Source organism: Anaerotignum faecicola, from assembly GCA_024460105.1.
Classification (GTDB): Bacteria; Bacillota; Clostridia; order Lachnospirales; family Anaerotignaceae; genus JANFXS01.
Genome location: JANFXS010000002.1, coordinates 287,135 through 308,651, shown reverse-complemented (window position 1 = coordinate 308,651; position 21,517 = coordinate 287,135). Strand labels below are relative to the sequence as shown.

General features: G+C 41.8%; 23 protein-coding genes. All 23 read left to right on the top strand.

Features of this window, described 5'->3' with window-relative positions; translation table 11 throughout:
• Positions 1-125: 125 nt before the first annotated feature.
• The 23 genes from NE664_04100 to plsY all read left to right on the top strand — a co-directional run bounded on the left by NE664_04100 (position 126) and on the right by plsY (position 21,510).
• The gene (locus NE664_04100) at positions 126-881 is read left to right on the top strand and encodes an adenosylcobinamide-GDP ribazoletransferase (protein MCQ4725844.1); all 756 of its coding nucleotides are present in this window, start codon (positions 126-128) and stop codon (positions 879-881) included.
• Positions 882-1,256, top strand: a complete 375-nt coding sequence (locus NE664_04095) for a bifunctional adenosylcobinamide kinase/adenosylcobinamide-phosphate guanylyltransferase (GenBank protein MCQ4725843.1) — start codon at positions 882-884, stop codon at positions 1,254-1,256.
• Positions 1,253-1,801: a histidine phosphatase family protein gene (locus NE664_04090; protein MCQ4725842.1), complete on the top strand. Its 549-nt coding sequence runs from the start codon at positions 1,253-1,255 to the stop codon at positions 1,799-1,801. Before NE664_04095 ends, NE664_04090 begins: the two co-directional genes overlap by 4 nt.
• Complete coding sequence (gene cbiB / locus NE664_04085) at positions 1,794-2,765, top strand: adenosylcobinamide-phosphate synthase CbiB (GenBank protein MCQ4725841.1); 972 nt, start codon at positions 1,794-1,796, stop codon at positions 2,763-2,765. Before NE664_04090 ends, cbiB begins: the two co-directional genes overlap by 8 nt.
• Positions 2,758-3,783 (top strand): aminotransferase class I/II-fold pyridoxal phosphate-dependent enzyme, encoded by a 1,026-nt coding sequence (locus NE664_04080; GenBank protein ID MCQ4725840.1) that lies wholly within the window; start codon positions 2,758-2,760, stop codon positions 3,781-3,783. The genes cbiB and NE664_04080 overlap by 8 nt, the downstream gene beginning before the upstream one ends.
• A gap of 1 nt (position 3,784) precedes the next feature.
• Positions 3,785-5,269, top strand: coding sequence for a cobyric acid synthase (locus NE664_04075; GenBank protein ID MCQ4725839.1), 1,485 nt, complete (start codon positions 3,785-3,787; stop codon positions 5,267-5,269).
• Position 5,270: 1 nt separating this feature from the next.
• Positions 5,271-5,783: a cob(I)yrinic acid a,c-diamide adenosyltransferase gene (locus NE664_04070; GenBank protein MCQ4725838.1), complete on the top strand. Its 513-nt coding sequence runs from the start codon at positions 5,271-5,273 to the stop codon at positions 5,781-5,783.
• Positions 5,780-6,409 (top strand): precorrin-8X methylmutase, encoded by a 630-nt coding sequence (locus NE664_04065; protein ID MCQ4725837.1) that lies wholly within the window; start codon positions 5,780-5,782, stop codon positions 6,407-6,409. Before NE664_04070 ends, NE664_04065 begins: the two co-directional genes overlap by 4 nt.
• A 270-nt stretch (positions 6,410-6,679) precedes the next feature.
• Positions 6,680-7,657 carry a TAXI family TRAP transporter solute-binding subunit gene (locus NE664_04060; GenBank protein ID MCQ4725836.1) on the top strand — a complete coding sequence of 326 codons (978 nt, stop codon included), beginning with the start codon at positions 6,680-6,682 and terminating at the stop codon, positions 7,655-7,657.
• 107 nt (positions 7,658-7,764) lie between these two features.
• Positions 7,765-8,184: a DUF1850 domain-containing protein gene (locus tag NE664_04055; GenBank protein ID MCQ4725835.1), complete on the top strand. Its 420-nt coding sequence runs from the start codon at positions 7,765-7,767 to the stop codon at positions 8,182-8,184.
• A gap of 11 nt (positions 8,185-8,195) precedes the next feature.
• Entirely contained in the window at positions 8,196-10,181 is a 1,986-nt protein-coding gene (locus NE664_04050) for a TRAP transporter permease (GenBank protein MCQ4725834.1), read from the top strand.
• 151 nt (positions 10,182-10,332) lie between these two features.
• Positions 10,333-10,878: a hypothetical protein gene (locus NE664_04045; protein ID MCQ4725833.1), complete on the top strand. Its 546-nt coding sequence runs from the start codon at positions 10,333-10,335 to the stop codon at positions 10,876-10,878.
• 11 nt (positions 10,879-10,889) lie between these two features.
• Positions 10,890-12,182, top strand: a complete 1,293-nt coding sequence (mtaB, locus tag NE664_04040) for a tRNA (N(6)-L-threonylcarbamoyladenosine(37)-C(2))-methylthiotransferase MtaB (GenBank protein MCQ4725832.1) — start codon at positions 10,890-10,892, stop codon at positions 12,180-12,182.
• A gap of 159 nt (positions 12,183-12,341) precedes the next feature.
• A complete protein-coding gene (locus NE664_04035; protein ID MCQ4725831.1) occupies positions 12,342-12,581 on the top strand; it encodes an IreB family regulatory phosphoprotein in 240 nt (79 codons plus the stop codon).
• Between the two features lie 17 nt (positions 12,582-12,598).
• The gene (gene ruvX / locus NE664_04030) at positions 12,599-13,027 is read left to right on the top strand and encodes a Holliday junction resolvase RuvX (GenBank protein MCQ4725830.1); all 429 of its coding nucleotides are present in this window, start codon (positions 12,599-12,601) and stop codon (positions 13,025-13,027) included.
• 13 nt (positions 13,028-13,040) lie between these two features.
• Positions 13,041-13,337: a DUF1292 domain-containing protein gene (locus NE664_04025; protein ID MCQ4725829.1), complete on the top strand. Its 297-nt coding sequence runs from the start codon at positions 13,041-13,043 to the stop codon at positions 13,335-13,337.
• A 554-nt stretch (positions 13,338-13,891) separates the two neighbouring features.
• The gene (locus NE664_04020) at positions 13,892-15,562 is read left to right on the top strand and encodes a ribonuclease J (protein ID MCQ4725828.1); all 1,671 of its coding nucleotides are present in this window, start codon (positions 13,892-13,894) and stop codon (positions 15,560-15,562) included.
• 734 nt (positions 15,563-16,296) lie between these two features.
• On the top strand, positions 16,297-17,058 hold the full coding sequence (locus NE664_04015) for a ribonuclease HII (GenBank protein ID MCQ4725827.1): 762 nt from the start codon (positions 16,297-16,299) through the stop codon (positions 17,056-17,058).
• A gap of 9 nt (positions 17,059-17,067) precedes the next feature.
• On the top strand, positions 17,068-17,433 hold the full coding sequence (locus NE664_04010; protein MCQ4725826.1) for a YraN family protein: 366 nt from the start codon (positions 17,068-17,070) through the stop codon (positions 17,431-17,433).
• A 2-nt stretch (positions 17,434-17,435) separates the two neighbouring features.
• Positions 17,436-18,248 (top strand): peptidoglycan editing factor PgeF, encoded by an 813-nt coding sequence (gene pgeF, locus NE664_04005; GenBank protein ID MCQ4725825.1) that lies wholly within the window; start codon positions 17,436-17,438, stop codon positions 18,246-18,248.
• A gap of 2 nt (positions 18,249-18,250) precedes the next feature.
• Positions 18,251-19,564: a DUF512 domain-containing protein gene (locus NE664_04000; GenBank protein MCQ4725824.1), complete on the top strand. Its 1,314-nt coding sequence runs from the start codon at positions 18,251-18,253 to the stop codon at positions 19,562-19,564.
• A 14-nt stretch (positions 19,565-19,578) separates the two neighbouring features.
• Positions 19,579-20,904, top strand: coding sequence for a ribosome biogenesis GTPase Der (gene der / locus NE664_03995; GenBank protein ID MCQ4725823.1), 1,326 nt, complete (start codon positions 19,579-19,581; stop codon positions 20,902-20,904).
• Positions 20,905-21,510, top strand: coding sequence for a glycerol-3-phosphate 1-O-acyltransferase PlsY (gene plsY / locus NE664_03990; protein MCQ4725822.1), 606 nt, complete (start codon positions 20,905-20,907; stop codon positions 21,508-21,510).
• Positions 21,511-21,517 lie beyond the last annotated feature (7 nt).

Below are 21,517 nucleotides of genomic sequence, written 5' to 3'. Positions count from 1 at the left end.
ACTGAAAGCAAAATTATGAAACCCAGAAAAAATTACGTCCGATTATTATACTGCCGTAAACCGAAAATCGTCATCTGGATATGAATTAAGTTCTGCCGAAATTTAAGAAATAAGGGTGGTATACAGTGGAACCGATAATTATCGCTTTTGCAATGTATTCAAAGATACCCGTTCCGAATGTGGAATGGAGCGATAAAAATATGAGGTATGCCCTTTCGTTTTTACCGCTTATAGGAATTGTTACGGGCATCGGATTTTATATATTATACTATATATGTACCTCTCTGGAATTTGCGGGGACGCTTAAAGGCGCCATACTTACGGCAGTTCCCATACTTATTACGGGAGGAATACATGCCGACGGCTATATTGACACTGTCGATGCGTATTTAAGCTTTGCCGAAAGGGAAAAGAGGCTTGAGATACTAAAAGATCCGCATGTCGGCGCTTTTGCGGTTATATATGCTATATTATATTTTATGCTTTATGCGGGATTTGCCTCCGAGATTGGAACTAGCGGGATTCATATGGTATGCGCCGGTTTTGTTACGAGCCGTTCTTTAAGCGGAATAGGGGCGTTGACTGTAAAAAAGGCAAAATCAAACGGGCTACTTCATGGATTTACCGAAAAAGCCGTTAAAAATAAGAGCGTTTTGATATTGTCGTTTTTTTTTATTGCTTCGGCGGGATATGTAATGTTTTTCAGCGTATTAAACGGCGCGGCTCTTCTGATTGTTTCGGCGGCCGTATTTTTATACTACCGAAATTTTGCGGTTAAGAATTTCGGAGGCGCTACGGGCGATTTAGCCGGGTATTTCCTTCAGATTTACGAGTTGTCGGTGTTGATAGTGGCTGTAGTTTTGGAGAAAGCGGCGGTATAAATGGTTTTTATAATAGGAGGAGCTTTCCAAGGAAAGCTTGATTTTGTCTTAAAAGAATATAATATTGCAAAAAACGATATATTTTTTGCGGGAAAAGGAGAAATTTTACCTGATCGGGAGATTATATGCGGTTTTCACATGCTTGTAAAGGACTGGCTTATAAACGGACTTGACCCCATAAACGAAACGATTCGCCTTATTGAAAATGGGAATATAAATATAATTATATCTGATGAAATAGGCGGCGGGATTGTGCCTGTTGATGCGTTTGAGAGGAAATGGCGCGAGGAAACCGGAAAATGCTCCTGTGCCGTAGCTAAAAAAGCCGGGCGCGTAATAAGGATATATGCCGGAATACCGCAGGTGATTAAATGAAGGTTATATTAATACGCCATTTTGCCACAAAAGGCAATTTGGAAAAGAGATATGTGGGAATAACTGACGAAGACATATTGGAAGCGTCGGCAAAAGACTATCCTGAATGCGGCGTTGTTTTTTCAAGCCCTCTAAAAAGATGCGTGCAGACGGCAAAAGCCATTTACGGATGCAGCCCTGTCATACACACTGGTTTGAGTGAAACGGATTTCGGAAAGTTTGAATATAGGAATTTTGAAGAACTGAAAAACGACTCTTACTATAAAAGATGGATTGAAAGCGGCGGAAAACTGCCTTTTCCGGATGGCGAAAGCATGGAGGAGTTTTCCGTCAGGACTGTTCGGGCGTTTTATGAATGTATCAGGGCGGCGGAAAATATGAAAGAAAAACGCGCGGCTTTTGTAATGCACGGCGGCAGTATAATGGCTGTTTTAAGCACTTTTACGGGCCGCTGTTTTTATAATTTCCATGTAAAAAACGGCGGCGGGTATATATGCGGGTTTGAAAACGGCCGCCTGAGTATAACGGGGGAAATAAATGTATAGTTTTATATTGCCGCTTGCGGCCGGTTATGCGCTTGACTTAATATTTGGGGATCCGCGGAACATACCGCACCCCGTATGTGCAATCGGATACGCCGTAAGCAAAAGCGAAAAGTTTATAAGAAGGATATTTCCCAAAACGGCGGCAGGAGAAAAAGCCGGCGGGGCGGCTCTTGCCGTTTGGATTGTTTTTCTCAGCGGGGCGGCGCCTTTTATAATACTGTATGCCGCGGAACAAATAAGCGTATATTTAAAGCTTGCGGCTGAAAGCGTTATGTGCTGGCAGTGCCTTGCGGCCAAATCGCTTAGGGATGAAAGCATGAAGGTTTATAAAGCCCTTGAAACGGGGGATATAGAGGCCTCAAGGAAAGCCGTTTCAATGATTGTAGGACGGGACACGGCTGAATTGGACTTTGACGGCGTGAGAAAGGCCGCCGTTGAAACGGTTGCCGAAAACGCTTCCGACGGCGTTGCCGCGCCTGCAATTTTTATGGCGATTGGCGGCGGGGTCGGCGGATTTATATATAAGGCGGTGAACACAATGGATTCTATGGTAGGCTATAAAAATGAAAAATATATAAATTTCGGAAAAGCCGCGGCTAAGGCCGACGATATTTTTAACTTCCTTCCGTCAAGGATTACGGCCGTACTGATGATTGTTTCAGCCGCTTTGCTCGGATACGACTGGAAAAATGCTTTCAGAATATTCAAAAGGGACAGGCTTAAACATGCAAGCCCTAATTCGGCGCAGACAGAGTCTGTATGCGCCGGGGCTTTGGGCGTGCGGCTTGCAGGCGACGCATGGTACTTCGGAAAGCTGTATAAAAAAGATTTTTTGGGAGATCCGTACAGGAAGATTGAAAATGAAGATATAATAAGGGCGAACCGCCTTATGTACACTGCCGTTTTTCTGCTTATGGTTTTGATTTCGGCGGTTTACGCCGTATTGGGGGTTAATTATGCATAAGCACGGGGGAGATATATACGGAAACAAAAATGTAATAGATTTTTCGGCAAATATTAATCCTTTGGGAATGCCCGAAGCCGTTAAAAAAGCGGCCTTAAACGCCGTATGCAAATCAACGGCATATCCTGACGCCGAATACAGGGAACTTCTGAAAGCAGTTTCGGCTATGGAAGGCGTTGAAAAGGGAAATATTATTTGCGGATGCGGCGCGGCTGAGCTTGTATTTGCCGCCGTTTATGCCATAAGGCCCAAAAATGCCCTGCTTGTCGTACCGGGGTTCGAGGAGTACAGGCAGGCTTTAAACGCCGTCGGATGCAGTATAGAAAATTATTATCTGAAAGAAGAAAACGGATTTATGCCGGATGAAGAAATACTGGAATTTATAAACGGCCGCACTGATATGGTTTTTATATGCAATCCAAATAATCCGACGGGTACGGTATTTACAAAAGAACTTCTTTTGAAAATAATCGACAGGTGCAGGGAGCACGATGTTTTGGCCGTGGTAGACGAATGTTTTAATAACTTTATGGAAAACGGGGAAGATTACACGGTTAAAGGCGAAAGCGGCGTGCTTGTCCTCAAAGCCTTTACGAAAATGTACGGTATGGCAGGACTTAGGCTCGGTTACGGAATAACGGACGACCGTTCCCTTCTGTTGTCCATGCGAAACTGTATACAGCCATGGAGCGTGTCGACAGTGGCTCATGACGCGGGACTGGCGGCATGCGCATGCACAGGGTTTGCAGATGCGGCAAGGAAAATTATATCTGAAGAAAAAAAATATCTGCTTGGAAATATTGTTTCCCTTGCTGAAAAAATATATGGAAGCGGCGGAAATTTTATTTTTTTCAAAGCTGAACCGGGATTATATGGCAAATTAATGGAAAAAGGGATAATGATTAGGGACTGTAAAAATTTTACCGGCCTTAAGGAAGGGTATTACAGGATTGCCGTTAAAAACAGGGAGGACAACGAAAAACTTATATCTGCATGGAAGGAAGTGGCTAAAGGCTGACATGGCAAAAGCAATAATGGTTCAGGGAACTATGAGCAATTCGGGCAAAAGTTTTATTACGGCGGGGCTTTTACGGGTTTTTGTGCAGGACGGATTTAAAGCCGCGCCGTTTAAAAGCCAGAATATGGCGCTTAATTCATATATTACCGAGGATGGAAAAGAAATGGGAAGGGCTCAGGTTATGCAGGCGGAAGCCGCGGGAATAAAGCCTGACGTGCGCATGAACCCAATACTTTTAAAGCCTACTACGGACGTCGGCTCACAGGTAATCGTAAACGGAGTTTCACGCGGAAATATGAAAGCGTCCGATTATTTTAAATATAAAACGAAGTTAAAAAAAGATATAATGGACGCGTACAAAAGTTTGGCGGAGCACAATGACATAATTGTTATCGAAGGGGCCGGAAGCCCGGCTGAAATAAACTTAAAAAACGACGACATAGTAAATATGGGGATGGCTGAAATGGCGGACTGTCCCGTACTTTTGGCAGGCGATATTGACAGAGGGGGGGTTTTCGCCCAACTTTACGGAACCGTCATGCTTCTGGAGGAACGGGAGCGTATGCGGATTAAAGGCGTTATTATAAATAAGTTTAGAGGGGACAGGCGCATACTTGAACCGGGGCTTAAAATGCTTGAAGATAAAATAAATATACCTGTTGCCGGCGTACTTCCGTTTATAAATGTGGATATTGACGACGAGGACAGTTTAAGCCCGGCGTTTGAAAAAAATGAAGCCGGAGAGATTGACATAGCCGTTATACGGCTGCCTAAAATAAGCAATTTCACTGATTTTAATGTATTCGGCTATATGGAAAACGTTTCGGTTCGATATGTAAGCAAAGCAAAGGATCTTAAAACGCCCGATATTATAATGCTGCCCGGAAGCAAAAATACAATTTCCGATTTGAAATGGCTTAGGGAAAACGGGATTGAAAACGCAGTGCTGAGGGCATATAGAAATGGAACCCCTGTTTTCGGAATTTGCGGGGGATACCAGATGCTTGGTGAAAAGATAAGCGACCCTTACAATGTTGAAGGCGGCGGGAGCATTAATGCAATGGGTTTGCTTCCTGTTGAAACGGTTTTTGCAAATGAAAAGAAAACAAAACAGGTACAGGGCCGCTTTGAAGATATAAGCGGATTTTTTTCATGTTTAAGCGGCAAGGAGTTTGAAGGCTATGAAATACATATGGGGAAAAGCAAAGCAAACGGAAATGCGCTTTCAAGGCTTAGCGGCGGAAAATATGACGGGACGTTCGGCGGCAACGCGGCCGGCACATATGTTCACGGCGTATTTGACAGCACAGGCTGCGCGGAAGCCATAATCAACGCCATATGCATGAAAAAAGGCGTTAAGTACAATAAATCGGGATTTGATTTGAAGGCGTATAAAGAAAAGCAATATGATATTTTGGCCGATATGGTGAGAAACAGCATGGATATGGAAATGGTTTATAATATTATGGGGATTGAGAGGCGGTAGATTGATACACTTATACTTCGGAAACGGCAAAGGAAAAACAACCGCCGCCGTCGGAATGGCAGTTAGGGCGGCGGGAAACGGAAAAAACGTCGTATTCGTGCAGTTTATGAAAGGTGCGGACACAGGAGAGATAGGCATATTAAGGAATACGGACGGAATATCTGTTTTAAGGAGCACGGAAGATTTTGGATTTTTCAGCAGTATGGGAGAAGATGAGAAATTCAGGCTGAAGGAAATACATAACGGCCTTATTAGGGAGGGCGTTCGTATGGCGGCGGGGGAAAACGGTTTTTTGGTTCTTGATGAAATTACACACGCCGTAAATTTCGGCTTGATTGATGAAAACATTGTATTTGAAGCTTTGAAGCTTTCGGACGGCGGTACGGAAGTTGTGATGACAGGACGGGATCCCAATGGATTTATGTTGGAATGCGCCGATTATATATCGGAAATAAAAAAGGTTAAACATCCGTTTGATAAAGGCATAGGCGCAAGAAAGGGCGTGGAATTTTGAAAGACATTGAATTTTTTCTTCCGGAAGATATTGAACGTCGCAGTTTTGAGATAATAGAGAGCGAGCTTACGGCTGAAATTGATGAGGAAAAAAAGCCGATCGTCAAAAGGATAATACATGCCACGGCCGATTTTTCTTATGAAAAAAGCCTTAAATTTTCCGAAGGAGCGGTTGAAGCCGGAATTGACGCTATAAGAAACGGCTGCGGAATTATTACGGATACAAATATGGCTAAAGCCGGGATTAACAAAAAGGCGCTCGAAAAATTCGGAGGGGAAGTTTACTGCTTTATGGCTGACAGCGACGTTTCACAGGAGGCGGCAAAAAATGGCACAACAAGGGCCGCCGCCGCCGTTGACAAGTCCGCCGGGATTAAGGGGCCGCTTATATATGTTGTTGGGAACGCACCAACAGCGCTTATAAGACTCTATGAACATATAAAAAACGGAACGATTATGCCGGCTATGATTATAGGCATGCCTGTGGGCTTTGTAAATGTTGTGGAAAGCAAAGAACTTATTATGGAACTAAGTGTTCCTTATATAGTGGCCGAGGGAAGAAAGGGCGGCAGCAATGTTGCGGCGGCCGCTGTTAACGCGCTTATATATATGGCGGGCGGCAGATGAATAATTATATATAAAAAACTTATAGCTATGCATAAATACCTATTGCGTGTTATAAATCATAAAAAATATAAAAGCAAATTAATACAGGCGTTTTTCGGATATTTGCAAATTAAACCGAAAATATGACTTATGCAATAAAAAAGATTGCCGTTTTAACATAATTAGCTTGAAAAGATGCTGAAAATGATATATAATCTAATAATTACTTATTGTAATAAATTAAAACTTCAAAAATAATGACGGCAAATTTTAGTATTGGGAGGTATATTTATGAAAAAGAAACTCGTTGCCGTAGTTGCAGGCGTGCTTGCCGCAGCTATAGCTCTTTCAGGATGCTCGTCAGACGCTTCTTCAGACGCGTCGGGCGGTGGAACAACAAAAATCAAGCTTGCAACAGGAGGCACAAGCGGAACATATTATGCTTACGGCGGCGTTATCGCACAGGCCGTAACGGACGCTACGGGCATAAGCTTTGACGTACAGTCGACAGGCGCGTCGAAAGCAAATATCGGCTTAATCGCAGATGGGGAAGTCGATATGGCCATCGTACAAAACGACGTTATGGATTACGCTTATAACGGCACGGATCTCTTTGAAGGCGAAAAAACTGAAAATTTCCAGGCTATGGCGGCAATGTATGCCGAAGTGTGCCAGGTTGTCGCAAACCCTGACGCCGGTATTGAAACGATAGCCGACCTTAAAGGAAAGAGGGTATCTGTAGGCGATGCGGGCAGCGGCGTTGAATTTAATGCAAAACAAATACTTGAAGCATATGGGGTTACCTTTGATGACATTGAAGTTCAGAACCTTTCTTTCGGCGACTCCGCAAACGCTATGAAAGATAATAAAATAGACGCGTTCTTCTGTACTGCCGGCGCTCCTACAACGGCCGTTATGGAGCTTGCAAGCACAAACAACATTAAGATACTCAATGTTGACGGAGCGGAAGCGGAAGCGCTTATTGCAAAATATCCGTTCTATACATCCTACAATATTCCAAAGGAAAGCTACGGCACAGACGAACCTATACAGACTGTTGCGGTTAAGGCGACATTCATCGTAAATCCGGAACTTTCGGAAGAAACCGTTTACAACATTACAAAGGCTATATTTGAAGGAAAAGAAATTATTGCCGAAGGCCATGTAAAAGGCACTGAAATCGATCCGGCATATGCTGTTGAAGGCGTTTCCGTTCCTTTCCATCCGGGCGCAGAAAAATATTTTAAAGAAGTTGGAGCAATCCAATAAAAGTTTTGCTTAAACCCAGAATTTCAGCGGTAAATAAAGCCGCAGTGGCCTTATTCGCCATTGCGGCTATAATTCTTTTAATACTGTTTTGGCCCGGAAAAACAGTATTGCAGCTACTTGACGGCGACAGCGGAAAAATTTACGCACAATATGAGTCGGAGGAGGGCGCGACCTTTTCCGTTTCATTTATACACTCTGTTAATAAAAGCGCTGTCGAGGAAGGCTATTATATTAAGGGGACGGATATATATCTTGACACATGCCTTTATAGTGCGTTCGGCGCCGGGGTTGCAACCGAAATTGAAGAGGGTCAGACGCTGTCTTACACAGACGATGGAAAAATGCTTATTTCGGGATTTAACCGCGAAATGGATAACCTTTCGTATATAGTCGGCACAGTGAGCGATCATATACTTAAGATTAACGATATGGAAATAAGCTTAAGGGATTTGTGTGGGCGCAACAGCGTCGTCAAATTTAAGGCTGCAAAAAAAAGCCTGTTTTATTTATGGAGAAATAACATATAGGAGGCTAAGAGATGTCTGAAAAAGAAGGAAAAAAAATAAAGGAGAAAGTTAAGGAACAGCAGGAAAAATTTGAAAAAAGAAGCGATACGACGGAACATATTATACATGAAGACGAAGAAAGAATGAAAGAAGTTCTTGCGGAATTTGACCGTGAAAGCAATACAAGGCATTTTTCTGGAATACCGAGCTATCTTGTTAAATATATGCTTGTGGCTTTTTCGATTTTTTCTTTATGGATGAACGTTTTCAGTTCTCTGCCGGAGCAGATAAGGCGCGCGTCCTTTGTCGGTATCGTTATTTTTATGGCTTATATGCTTTATCCTATTAAAAAGGGAATGGCCAAGAGGGTAAACTATGTGCCATGGTATGATTTTGTGTTGGGCATAGTAGGGGCAGGATGTTTTTTCTATTATGTAGTGTTTTTCAAAGAAATTGTCGCAAGGGCCGGGCGCAGCACGACGCTTGATATTGTTATCGGGATTGTAGGGATACTTATACTTATGGAAATATGCCGCCGTGTTGTCGGCATACCGATACTTGTAGTTGTTATATGTTTTATAATATATGCGTTTGCGGCAGATTTCTCGCTTAAAAGGATTATTTCGCACTTATTCTACACTACGGAAGGCGTTATAGGCACTCCGCTTGGAGTATGCTCCACGTTTATTGTGTTGTTTATACTTTTCGGTGCGTTTCTTGACAAAACGGGCGTAGGCCGGTTCTTTATTGAAATTGCAAATTCTATTGCAGGCTCGGCCACGGGCGGACCGGCTAAGGTTGCCGTTATTGCAAGCGCCCTCCAGGGCATGATCAGCGGAAGCTCCGTTGCCAATACAGTAGGGAGCGGAAGTTTTACTATCCCTATGATGAAAAAAACAGGATACCCGCCTGAATTTGCGGCGGCTGTTGAGGCGGCGGCGTCAACCGGCGGGCAGATAATGCCGCCTATTATGGGCGCGGCAGCTTTCCTTATGGCCGAAATGACAGGCGTGCCTTATTCTAATATCGTTATTGCGGCTATACTTCCGGCAGCCCTTTACTTTACTGGGATCTTCCTTATGGTACATTTTGAGGCTAAAAAACTTGGCCTCGTTGGGCTTAATAAAGACGACATACCGGGATTTTTTACCCTTATGTTTTCAAGGGGATACCTGCTTTTGCCGCTTGTTGTGCTTGTGTACTGCATGATGAACGGATATACGTCTTCAATGAGCGCCGTATATGCCATAATAACTTCTATAATTGTAAGCATGTTTAGGAAAGATACGAGGATGAGCGTTTCATCATTCTTTGAAGCGTTGGAAAACGGCGCAAGGAATACAATCGGCGTTGCGGTTGCATGTTCCATAGCCGGTATTATCGTTGGAACTGTTACGCTTACCGGACTCGGTATCAAGCTTGCCAGCGGGCTTTTGGCGTTATCGGGCGGCGTAACGATTATTGCGCTTTTCTTTACCATGATAGCATGTATTATACTTGGCATGGGTGTTCCCACAACGGCCAATTATGTCATTATGGCCACAATAACCGCGCCGATTGTCATAAAGCTCGGCATACCGATGCTTGCGGCTCATATGTTTGTTTTTTATTTCGGTATAGTTGCGGATATAACGCCGCCGGTAGCATTAGCGGCCTATGCGGGAAGCGCCATTGCCCACAGCAATCCGTTGAAAACCGGTATAACGGCGACAAGGATAGCTATTACGGCGTTTATAATACCGTATGTATTTGCGTTTAATCCCGATTTGCTTCTTGTAGACGGTTCGTTTACGCAGGCATTGTTTATACTTATAACGGCGTTTATAGGTATGCTTGGAATTTCCACAGGCATGGAAGGATTTATGCTGGGAAGGCTTAAATTATATGAAAGGCTGATTTGTATTGCAGGCGGCATTACCCTTATTATTCCGGGGGCGGTGACCGACGTTATCGGCATAGCGCTTATTGCGGTTATATTTATTAAACAGAAATTACAGTTGAAAAACGTCAGCGCATAAATAAAACGGCGCGCCTTAACGGCGATGTATATTGCAAACGGATTGTTTTATATATCTGCCGCCGTGGGGCGCGCCTTTTATATTGCAGCGCAAATTTTTTAAAGCATTTTGCCTTTATATATGATATAATCGTTAAAAGGGAGGTGCGTCCATGGACTATGAGAATGAAAAAGACGTTGAAAAAGATCTGGAATTTTTAAAAGAAACGTATAAAAAGTATTCATATGACGCGGATATAATGGAAGAAGCTTTTAATTCGACTTTTTTTAAGTATGTTGACAAGATAAAGTTTTTTGCCGGAGGAATGGACGTAATTTCCGTTTTTGACAATAAAGTTAATATGGCTGAAGCAGTCAGGAACAATGTCGCTTTAATTATAAAGAGGCTTGAGATATATATAAACAGCGGATTTGATGAAAACTGCCTTCAGGAGTTCTATCTCAGGGAAGGTTTTAAAGGGGAAACTATTAATATTACTTTTGGCGAGGCCAGAAAGATATTTTATGAAAATCAGGAGCTTAGCGTAAGCGACAGGAATGAAATCGAACAAATGGTTGACCTTGTTGAGGAAGTATACAGCTCTGTTGATACTAAAAAGAATAAATGGCACAGGCTGCGCCCGGTTATTATGTGGGTGAGCGGGAAAGATGTTGAAACGGGGCTTTTGTTTCTTTCACTTATACAAAAAATTAATTAATGAGGTTTAATATGAGAAGCGTTGCAAGTTTTGCACTTGGCTGCAAAGTTAATCAAGTTGAAAGCGAGGCTATTGCCGAAGCATTTGCAGAAAAAGGATATAAAATTGTCGGCATTGACGAAAAGGCGGATATATATGTTATAAATACATGTACGGTTACAAATTTCGGAGATAAAAAAAGCCGTCAGCTTATACGGCGCGTTAAGAGGCAGAATCCCGACTCTATTGTTGTTGTTGCCGGATGCTATGCCCAGACGGCGGCTGAAGAAATTAAAAAGATTGACGGAGTAAATATTGTTATGGGCACGAAAGGGCGCAATTCCGTTGTTGACGAAGTTGAAAAATATTCGTTTGAAAACGGGATTGTCGATACTGTGGGAGATATAATGTATGAAAAGGTTTTTGAACCTATCTCGATACACAAGCTTATGGGAAGGACAAGGGCATATATAAAAATCCAAGACGGATGCAGCCAGTTTTGTTCATACTGCATTATCCCGTATGCAAGGGGACCCGTAAGAAGCAGAAAAGAAGAAGATATTATTAAAGAAGTTGAGATGCTTGCGTCAAACGGCTTTAAGGAAGTTGTGCTTACGGGCATACATGCGGCAAGCTACGGCAAAGAACTGCATACTACAAACCTTTTGGAACTCATTAAAAAAGTCCACGACGTAAACGGCATTGAACGGATAAGGACAAGTTCTATTGAGCCTAACATAATAACGGAAGATTTTATGACGGAATTAAGCTCTTTAAGTAAAGTGTGCCGCCATTTCCATTTGTCTCTTCAAAGCGGCTGCAACAGGACTTTAAAAGCCATGAACAGGAAGTATACGGCCGAAAAATATTATAACGCCGTTGAAATTATCAGGAAATATTGGCCCGACGCCGCTTTAACTACAGATATTATAGTTGGTTTTCCGGGTGAAACGGAAGAAGATTTTGCTGAAAGTTATGCTTTTGCTGAAAAAGTGGGATTTTCAAAAATACATGTTTTCCCATATTCGCCTAAAAAAGGCACTCCCGCCGCCGAAATGGAAGGCCAGATACCGCCTGATATAAAAGAAAAAAGGGCCGAAGCGCTGATAAGATTGAGCAATGAAATGGCCGGCCGGTTTATTTCGGGTTTTGTAGGGAAAAATGTGGAAGTTCTTTTTGAACAAAGGCCGAAAGAAGGATATTTTGAAGGTCATACGTCAAATTACATTAATGTGATTGTTAAAAGTGACGACGATATTAGGAATAAAATTTTAAGCGTTAATATAAAAAGTGCAGAGAATGAAAAGGCTTTTGGCGAGATTTAACGAAAAGTAGGATATTAATTATATAGTATTTTATTAAATAAAGTTGCATAATGTGTTGATTTATATTATCATAGATAGTATATTGATTAGTTCGGTTATTTATTTTTGAGTTAGTATTGCGGAGCGTGATTTGAAATGGACAAAAACCTGAATGAAACTATGCAGTTCGACGGTTTCTCAAAAGAATTGGACAACGAGGCGAAAAGGATAATCTTAACTGTTTACGAAGCTCTTAAGGAAAAAGGCTACAACCCGGTTAACCAGATTGTGGGATACATTCTTTCAGGGGATCCAACGTATATCACCAGCTACAACAACGCCAGGGTTCTTATACGCCGGCTGGAAAGGGATGAGCTTTTGGAAGAGCTTGTTGAAAATTATATTAAGAATAACGGATAAGTTTAAGGTGTGGTATTTTGCGTATTTTAGGTTTGGATTTAGGCAGTAAAACCGTAGGCGTTGCAGTGAGCGATCCTTTCGGCTGGACTGCACAGGGGCTTGAAATTATCAGAAGGAACAGTGAAAACGAATATAAACAAAGCCTTGGACGGCTGGAACAGATTATCGGAGAGTACGAGGTTGAAAAGATTGTGCTGGGCTATCCTCTGAATTTAGACGGCACTGTAAGCGAGCGCTGTTTGAAAACCGATGGGTATAAAGAGAAACTTGAAAGGCGGTTTCCGAAAATACCGGTTATACTGTGGGATGAAAGGTTAAGCACAGTAGCGGCGGCCGGATTTTTAGCGGAGGCGGGCCTTGACAGCGCAAAACGTAAAAATGTAATTGACAAGATGGCGGCTGTGTATATACTGCAAGGCTATCTTGATTCTATAAAAGACGAATGAGGAGATTATAAAGATGGCTAACGACGAATTTGAAGAAGAATTTGAAACTATTATGTTAACAGATGAAAATGGCGACGAAGTTGAGTTTGCGGTTATAGACGCTTTGGAGTTGGACGGGAACAGCTATATACTTGTGCTTGAGGCTGAGTTTATAGACGATGAAGAGGCGTCTGCAATGATACTTAAAAAAACGGAGGAGGAAGGCGACGAGGTTAGCTATGAGCTTATTGAGGACGACGCTGAGTTTGATAAAGTAGCGGAAGCTTTCCAAAACGGCAATGATGATTATGATGTTGAAATCGACGGATAATATCGTTAAGTATTAAAATTTGAAATTAAATATCCAAAAAACGGTTGCTGCATAATAATAATGCATTTTGCAGTTTTATTTTCATGGACAAATTATTAAAGCTTAAATTTCTCTGATTGCCGTATTGCGGAATATTTGGGCGATATGGCGGTGTTGGCAGTTATGTGACAGATGAGTTTAAGTTTTATTAATTGTTTTTTAAAGCATAATTCGTATTTAAAATCAATTCAAAATATTAATTTTGTATCAAAGCTCTGTTTTCCATTAAAAACTATAAATATGTATTCTGTTATAAACGTATGACGTATTATTTGGAAAATCTGGCTTTGCGGATTATGGTTAATAAGGACATAATTTCTTTAGGCTTTGTTCGGCTGCATATGGCAGGAAAAGAAGGAGCGGGCCGGCGGTAAATATAAAACATATATAATGCGTTATTTTACCCATTTATACATGGGTTTTTTATGTTGCATATATTTTAACGTATTTGGGATAATTAATAAAATAAATTTATATGAAAACGGAAAAATATATTAAATAAAGGAGGAATTTTTTTGGCTTCAAAAAAACCTAAATTAAAGGTTATATCCTTGGGCGGCCTGCATGAGATCGGAAAAAATATGACAGTGTTCGAGTACAACCAGGATATTATTGTTGTGGACTGCGGGCTTGCATTTCCGGAGGACGATATGCTCGGAATTGACCTTGTAATCCCCGACATAACTTATTTAAAAAAGAATATCGATAAAGTTAGGGGCATTGTGCTTACCCACGGACATGAAGATCACATAGGCGCCCTTCCGTATGTTTTGAAGGAACTTAATGTTCCTGTTTTCGGAACTCTTTTGACACTTGGGCTGCTTGAAAATAAGCTGAAGGAACACGGCCTTGTGGACTGTACGACACGCCATGTGGTTGTGCCGGGGGAATATATAAAGCTTGGACAGTTTAAAGTGGAGTTTATACACACAAACCACTCCATTGCCGATTCGGTTGCCCTTGCAATTACAACGCCTGTCGGCACGGTTATCCATACGGGAGATTTTAAAATCGATTATACGCCTATCGACGGCGACGTTTTAGATATACACCGCTTTGCCGAGCTTGGTAAGGAAGGCGTACTGCTGCTTATGAGCGACAGCACTAATGCGGAAAGAAAAGGTTTTACAATGAGCGAAAAGTCGGTGGGGAGCGTTTTTGACAAAATATTTGACGATACTCCTAACAACAGGATAATGGTTGCGACGTTTTCATCAAATATTCACAGAATACAGCAAATAATAAATTCCGCACACAGGACAAAACGTAAGGTTGCGATAATCGGCAGGAGCATGCTGAATGCGGTTAAAACAAGCATGGAACTTGAATATTTGAGCATACCGCAAAATACGCTTATAGATATATCGGAAATCAAAAATTATTCCGATGAGGAACTTGTTATAATAACAACCGGCAGCCAAGGGGAAACCATGAGCGCGCTTTCAAGGATTGCATCGTCGGAACACAAGCAGGTAAGCGTTAAACCTAATGACAAAATTATAATAAGCGCTTCCAGCATACCGGGAAATGAGAAAAGTATACTTAAAGTTATAAACGAACTTATTAAAAAGGGCGCGGACGTTGTATACGGCGGAATGGAGGATGTGCATGTATCGGGGCATGCAAGGGAAGAGGAACTCAAACTTATGCTTGCTCTTACAAAACCGAAGTATTTTATGCCTGTACATGGAGAATATATACAGCTTTCTGCCCACAGGAAACTCGGACTGAGTATGGGAATTCCAAAAGAAAATATATTCCTTATGAACATAGGCGACGTTTTGGAACTTTCCAAAAAAGACGCTAAAATTAACGGAGCCGTACAGAGCGGCCAAGTCCTTGTGGACGGGTTAGGCGTCGGGGACGTAGGAAATATAGTTCTGCGCGACAGGAGGCATTTAAGCGAAGACGGGCTTATGGTTGTGGTTGTAAGCATGGAAAAAGAAAGCGGGGCTATACTTGCGGGGCCTGATATTATTTCCCGCGGTTTTGTATATGTAAGAGAAAGCGAGGATTTAATGGAAGGCGCAAGAAAGGCCGTTTCCGAAGCCCTTTTTGACTGTGAATACACAGGAGGGGCAGGTTGGAGCTATATTAAAAACCTCATAAGAGATACTTTAAGGGAATATGTTTGGCAGACCACAAAGAGAAGCCCTATGATACTTCCTATAATTATGGAAGTTTGAGAACTTGCCGTAGGGCTGATATAGTTGTATTGGGCAGTTAGTTTCAGTTTATAAGATGGCGGGCGTTAGCGGAGCAATAGCCGTTTAAAATCCATTGACACAGGATTCTCGGCGCAAAAGAGCATTTGCCATGCTCTTTCGCCGTCGGCATCCGTTAAACCTATCCGCCCTAATAGGGGGAAAATTTTTGCAGTTCAATGTTCATATGCGCGGCACAGCGGATCCAGCGTCAAGCGTATGCAGCATGGAAATGCTGAAAATTTTTTCTGTTGGGTGCGTATGCCATTGTAAACTGAAGCCATATAACAGAAAAATATTGAGATTACTTAAATACAGATGCAGTTTCTGCATTTAATACGGAACTCCCGTTTTATGAACGCATTTTAGGCGTCAAAGCGGGAGATTTTTATTTTTATATGAGGTATGACTGTACTGAGAGAAAATAAAGCCCTGAAATGGTGTTGTGCGATTATAAAAAAATGTTTTTATGTATTCGCAACATATCCGAAGCGCATGGGAATATACTGCATGAAGCGTCATGGCTGATAAAATGTGTTTTTTGAACGGTTTCCGGTCTTATGACATACGCCTTTGATTTGGAGTTATAAACCAAGCTGTTTTTAGCTATGTATTATAATGCAGCGATTTTATATTTATTAATCCTTTATTAATCGTGTGAACATAGACAAACCCTCTTTTTTTGTGTATACTTAAAAAAGAAAGGCGGATTTAAAGTGGAATCTATTGCGTATATTAAATGTAAACTGAATAATATAAATATAACCGAAATACCGGAGGCGGTTAAAGAATATAAAAGCGACGAACGAAAAGGAGTTGCCGCCGCCGTTGAATCGGCATTAAAAAGATATAATAAATATATTGCCGAACAAAAACGCCTTGATGAAATGTCCGTTTATGAAAACGAATGTTATAATAACGGCTGTATATATGTGGCCGGGATAGACGAAGTCGGACGCGGGCCTCTTGCCGGGCCGGTGGTCACATGCGCCGTTATACTTAAAAAAGGCGCTAGGATTGAAGGCGTAAACGATTCTAAAAAGCTGTCAAAGGCAAAGCGTGAGGAATTATATGAAGTAATAGTAAAAGAAGCCCTGGATTATTCCATAGGGGTTGTATCGCCGGCGGAGATAGACGAAATAAACATACTTCAGGCGACGTATAAGGCGATGAAAATATCCGTTGACGGACTAAAAATAAAACCTGATTTTTTGCTTGCGGACGCCGTTACAATACCGGAAATTTCCGTAAAGCAGAAAGGCATTATAAAAGGGGACGCGAAAAGTATTTCGATTGCCGCCTCAAGTATTGTTGCAAAAGTCACAAGGGATAGGATGATGGAGGAATACAGCGTTTTGTACCCTGAGTATGATTTTGAAAATAATGTCGGATACGGTTCTGCAAGGCATTTGGAAGCTATTAAAAAATACGGTATAACGCCGATACACAGAAGAACTTTTTTGAAAAACTTTTTATAAGGAGCGCTTATGTTTGCCAAGAAAGAGAATAAAATAAAAGGGGATTTCGGTGAACGGCTTGCCGTTAAATATCTTAAAGGCAAAGGATATAAAATAATTGAAACTAATTTCAGGCTTAGAAGCGGCGAAATTGATATAATAGCCAAAGACGGGGACTATATTGTATTTGCGGAAGTTAAATTCAGGGAAAACAACGACTACGGCGAGCCTTGCGAAGCTGTGGGATACAGGAAACAGCGCAAAATAATTAATACGGCAAAGGCATATATCCAAAAAAATGAAATTTATGATTTTGGATTTAGATTTGACGTTATAGAAATACTTAATGCAGATAAATCGGTAAGGCATATTATAAATGCATTTGAGGTGTTTTAAATTTGAAACTTTACGAAAAAGACGGGGTAAAATATTTTAAATTTGATAATATTGAAAAACTGGGATTTGTAAACCATTGTTTTTCAACAAGAATCGGAGGAGTCAGCGAAGGTTGTTTTGAAAGCCTTAACCTTGGATATTCAAGGGGCGACAGAAAAGAGGCTGTAACTGAAAATTTCCGACGCATATGCACGGCAAACGGCATGGATTATAAAAAGCTTGTTTTCGGAAGTCAGGTTCACGGCAATAATATCAAAAGAGCCGGTATTGACGACTGCGGATGCGGCGTTGTGTTCCAAAGCGGGATTTCGGGGTTCGACGGGTTTGTAACAAACGAACCGTCCGTAGTGCTTGTTACGTTCCATGCGGACTGCGTACCGATTTTTTTTGCGGATCCCGTTAATAAAGCAATAGGGCTTTCACATTCCGGCTGGAAAGGCACAGTTTTGGATATGGCGGGGATGTCCGTGAGAAAAATGCAGGAAGAATTTGGTTCAAAGCCGGAGGATTTAATTTGCGCCATAGGGCCGAGCATAGGAAAATGCTGTTTTGAAGTTGATTTGCCTGTGGCGGACGAATTTAAAAATACTTTGACGTTTTCTTCGGAATATATTGAAAGGAAAGAAAACGGAAAATATATGGTTGACCTTTGGGGCATCAATAAAAGGCTTTTGACAAAGGCCGGAGTTAAGGAAGAAAACATCGAGGTTACAAACGAATGTACTAAATGCAGCGGCGGGCTTTTTTATTCGCACAGGAAGATGGGAGACAAGCGCGGCAGCCTTGCGGCCCTGATGTCTATTAGGGAGTTTTGAAAGTGAAGAAAAAAGAAAACGTAATTATAAAAGTTGAAAAAGGCAGTATTGCAGAAGAACTTGGCATAGAGCCGGGCGATATATTGGTTGCGGTTAACGGGCAGGAAATACTTGACGTTTTTGATTACAGGTATCTTATAAACGACGAATATATAGAGATGACTGTTAAAACGCGCCAGGGTGAAGAATGTATTGCCGAAATTGAAAAAGACTATGACGAAGATATCGGCATTATTTTTGAAAGCGGCCTTATGGATGACGCGAGAAGCTGCCGAAATAAATGCATATTCTGTTTTATAGACCAACTCCCTAAGGGAATGAGAGAAACTCTGTATTTTAAGGACGACGACACAAGGCTCTCATTTTTGCAGGGGAATTACTGTACCCTTACAAATATGAGTGAAAGCGATATTGACAGGATAGTTTATTATCACCTGTCGCCTATAAATATATCGGTTCATACAACCGATATGGAACTTAGAAAGAAAATGCTTAACAACAAAAACGCCGGACTTGTTCTTGAAAGAATGAAAAAACTTGCCGCCGCCGGTATCGAGATGAATTTGCAGATAGTCTTGTGCAAAGGTATAAACGACGGAGAAAAGCTTGACAGTTCCATTAAGGATTTGGCGGGTTTCTATCCTCGTGCAAAAAGCCTTTCGGTTGTGCCTATAGGACTAACAAGGTACAGGGACGGGCTTTATCCTATGGAACCGTTTGAAAAGGATGATTGCGCCGAGGTTATTAATTCCGTGAAAAAATGGCAGAGCAGCCTGAAAAAAGAAATAGGGAGCAATTTTGTGTATGCGTCTGATGAATTTTATTTAACGGCGGGGATTGATTTTCCGGAATATGGAGAATATGAGGACTTTCCGCAAATCGAAAACGGCGTAGGCATGATTGCGTCAATGAAAAAGGAGTTTATGGATTATTTTGGAACTCTCAAAAGCAATCCGGAAATAAACAGAACTGTTTCCGTAGCTACAGGAACAGCCGCATTTGAGTTTATAAAAAGCCTTTCAAAAATGATGACAGACAAGTTTGAAAATTTGAGAATAAATGTTTTTGCAGTACAAAATGATTTTTTCGGCGGCAGGATTTCCGTTTCGGGCCTTTTATGCGGCTGCGATATAATAGGGCAGTTAAAAGGGAAAGAACTCGGGGAATTTTTGTGCCTTCCCCAAAATGTGCTGAGAAGCGGCGAAGAAGTATTGCTTGACGATATTACTTTGCGCGATATTGAAAGGGAGCTTGGCGTAAAAGTCAGGATTACAGGCGAAAGCGGCGAAGATTTTATTAAAACCATATTGGATTAACGGAGGATAAAAATATGAGCAAACCCATAGTTGCAGTTGTCGGGCGTCCGAACGTGGGAAAGAGCACATTGTTCAATAAGCTTGCAGGAGAAAGGATTTCTATAGTACAGGACAGGCCGGGCGTTACGCGCGACAGGATATATGCCGATGTGGAATGGCTTGACAGGAAGTTTACGCTTATAGACACCGGCGGTATGGAGCCGGGAGCAGAAGATATAATATTGAAGCAGATTTTGCAGCAGGCTGAAATAGCTATTGAAACAGCCGACGTAATATTGTTTGTATGCGATATAAAACAGGGCGTTGCAGACGACGATATACAAGTGGCAAATATGCTGCGCCGAACAAAAAAGCCGGTAGTGCTTGCCGTTAACAAAGTTGACGATATGAGGCGCGAAAATATGGATGTATACGAATTTTACAGTCTCGCAATAGGCGAGCCGATACCTATTTCAGCAGGCCAGATGCTGGGGCTTGGGGATCTCCTTGACGCCGTTATAAGCGAGTTTCCGCCTGAAGAGGCTGAGGAAGAGGAAGAGGAGGCAATAAAGGTTGCCATAATAGGCAAACCGAACGTAGGCAAATCGTCGCTTATTAATAATATATTGGGAGAAGAAAGGCTTATCGTAAGCAATATACCGGGCACGACAAGGGACGCTATAGATTCGCCCGTGGAGAAAGACGGGCAGAAATTTATATTTATAGACACAGCCGGAATGAGGCGGAAAAGCAAAATAAAGGAAGATATTGAGCGTTTCAGCATTATACGCGCCGTAGCCGCCGTTGAAAGATGCGACGTTGCCATACTTGTAATAGACGCAAACGAGGGAATTACGGATCAAGATACGAAAATTGCCGGGATAGCCCATGAAAGGGGAAAAGCGGCAATTATTGCCGTAAATAAATGGGATTCCATTGAAAAAGACGATAAAACAATGAATAAATTCCTTAAAGACATAGGCAATGAGCTTGCATATATGCCGTACGCCCCAAGGGTATTTATATCCGCAAAAACAGGGCAGAGGGTTAATAAAATGCTCGAAACGATTAAGACGGTGCATGAGAACCATGCTTTAAGGATAAGCACGGGGCTTTTAAACGATGTGCTTATTGAAGCTATGGCAATGCAGCAGCCTCCGAGCGATAAAGGGAAACAGCTTAGAATTTATTATGTAACTCAGGTAAGCGTTAAGCCGCCTACGTTTGTACTTTTTGTAAACGACAGACAACTGCTCCATTTCAGTTACAGGAGATATATTGAAAATCAGTTCAGGGAAGCCTTTGGGTTTGTTGGAACTCCTATACATTTTATTGTTAGGGAAAGGAACGAGAAAAATTAAATGTTTAGAGTAATCTGCGTTTTAATCGGCTATTTTGTAGGATGTATACAGTCCGCTTACGTTGTGGGAAAGTTTAACCATGTTGACATAAGACAGTACGGCAGCGGGAATCTCGGCACCACAAACGCTCTCAGGGTATTGGGCAAAAAAGCCGGGGCAATTACTTTCATATGTGATATTTTAAAATCGGTAATTTCTTTTGCGGTGTGTTACAAATTATTCGGCGGGAATATTATGGCGGGCGTTTATGCAAGCTTTGGCGCCGTGCTCGGCCATGATTTCCCGTTTTACCTCAAATTTAAAGGAGGAAAGGGGATAGCGGCGACTATAGGTATGACGCTTTCCCTTATTGTAACTTTTAACCCGCTTATTGCCGTTATTACATATACGGCCGGTATTATAGGCATAGCGGCTACAAACACCATATCGGCCGGATCAATAGTTTTTTCTGTTGCCATACCTGTTGCCTGCTTTATATTGAAAGCTCCGTATGAGTTAACGGCTGTTACGGCTTTTATGTGCGTTCTTGCGATTTATAAACACAGGTCAAACATTGAAAGGCTCAGAGCCGGCACTGAAAACAAGTTTATCAAAAAAAAGGATTAGGAGGTTT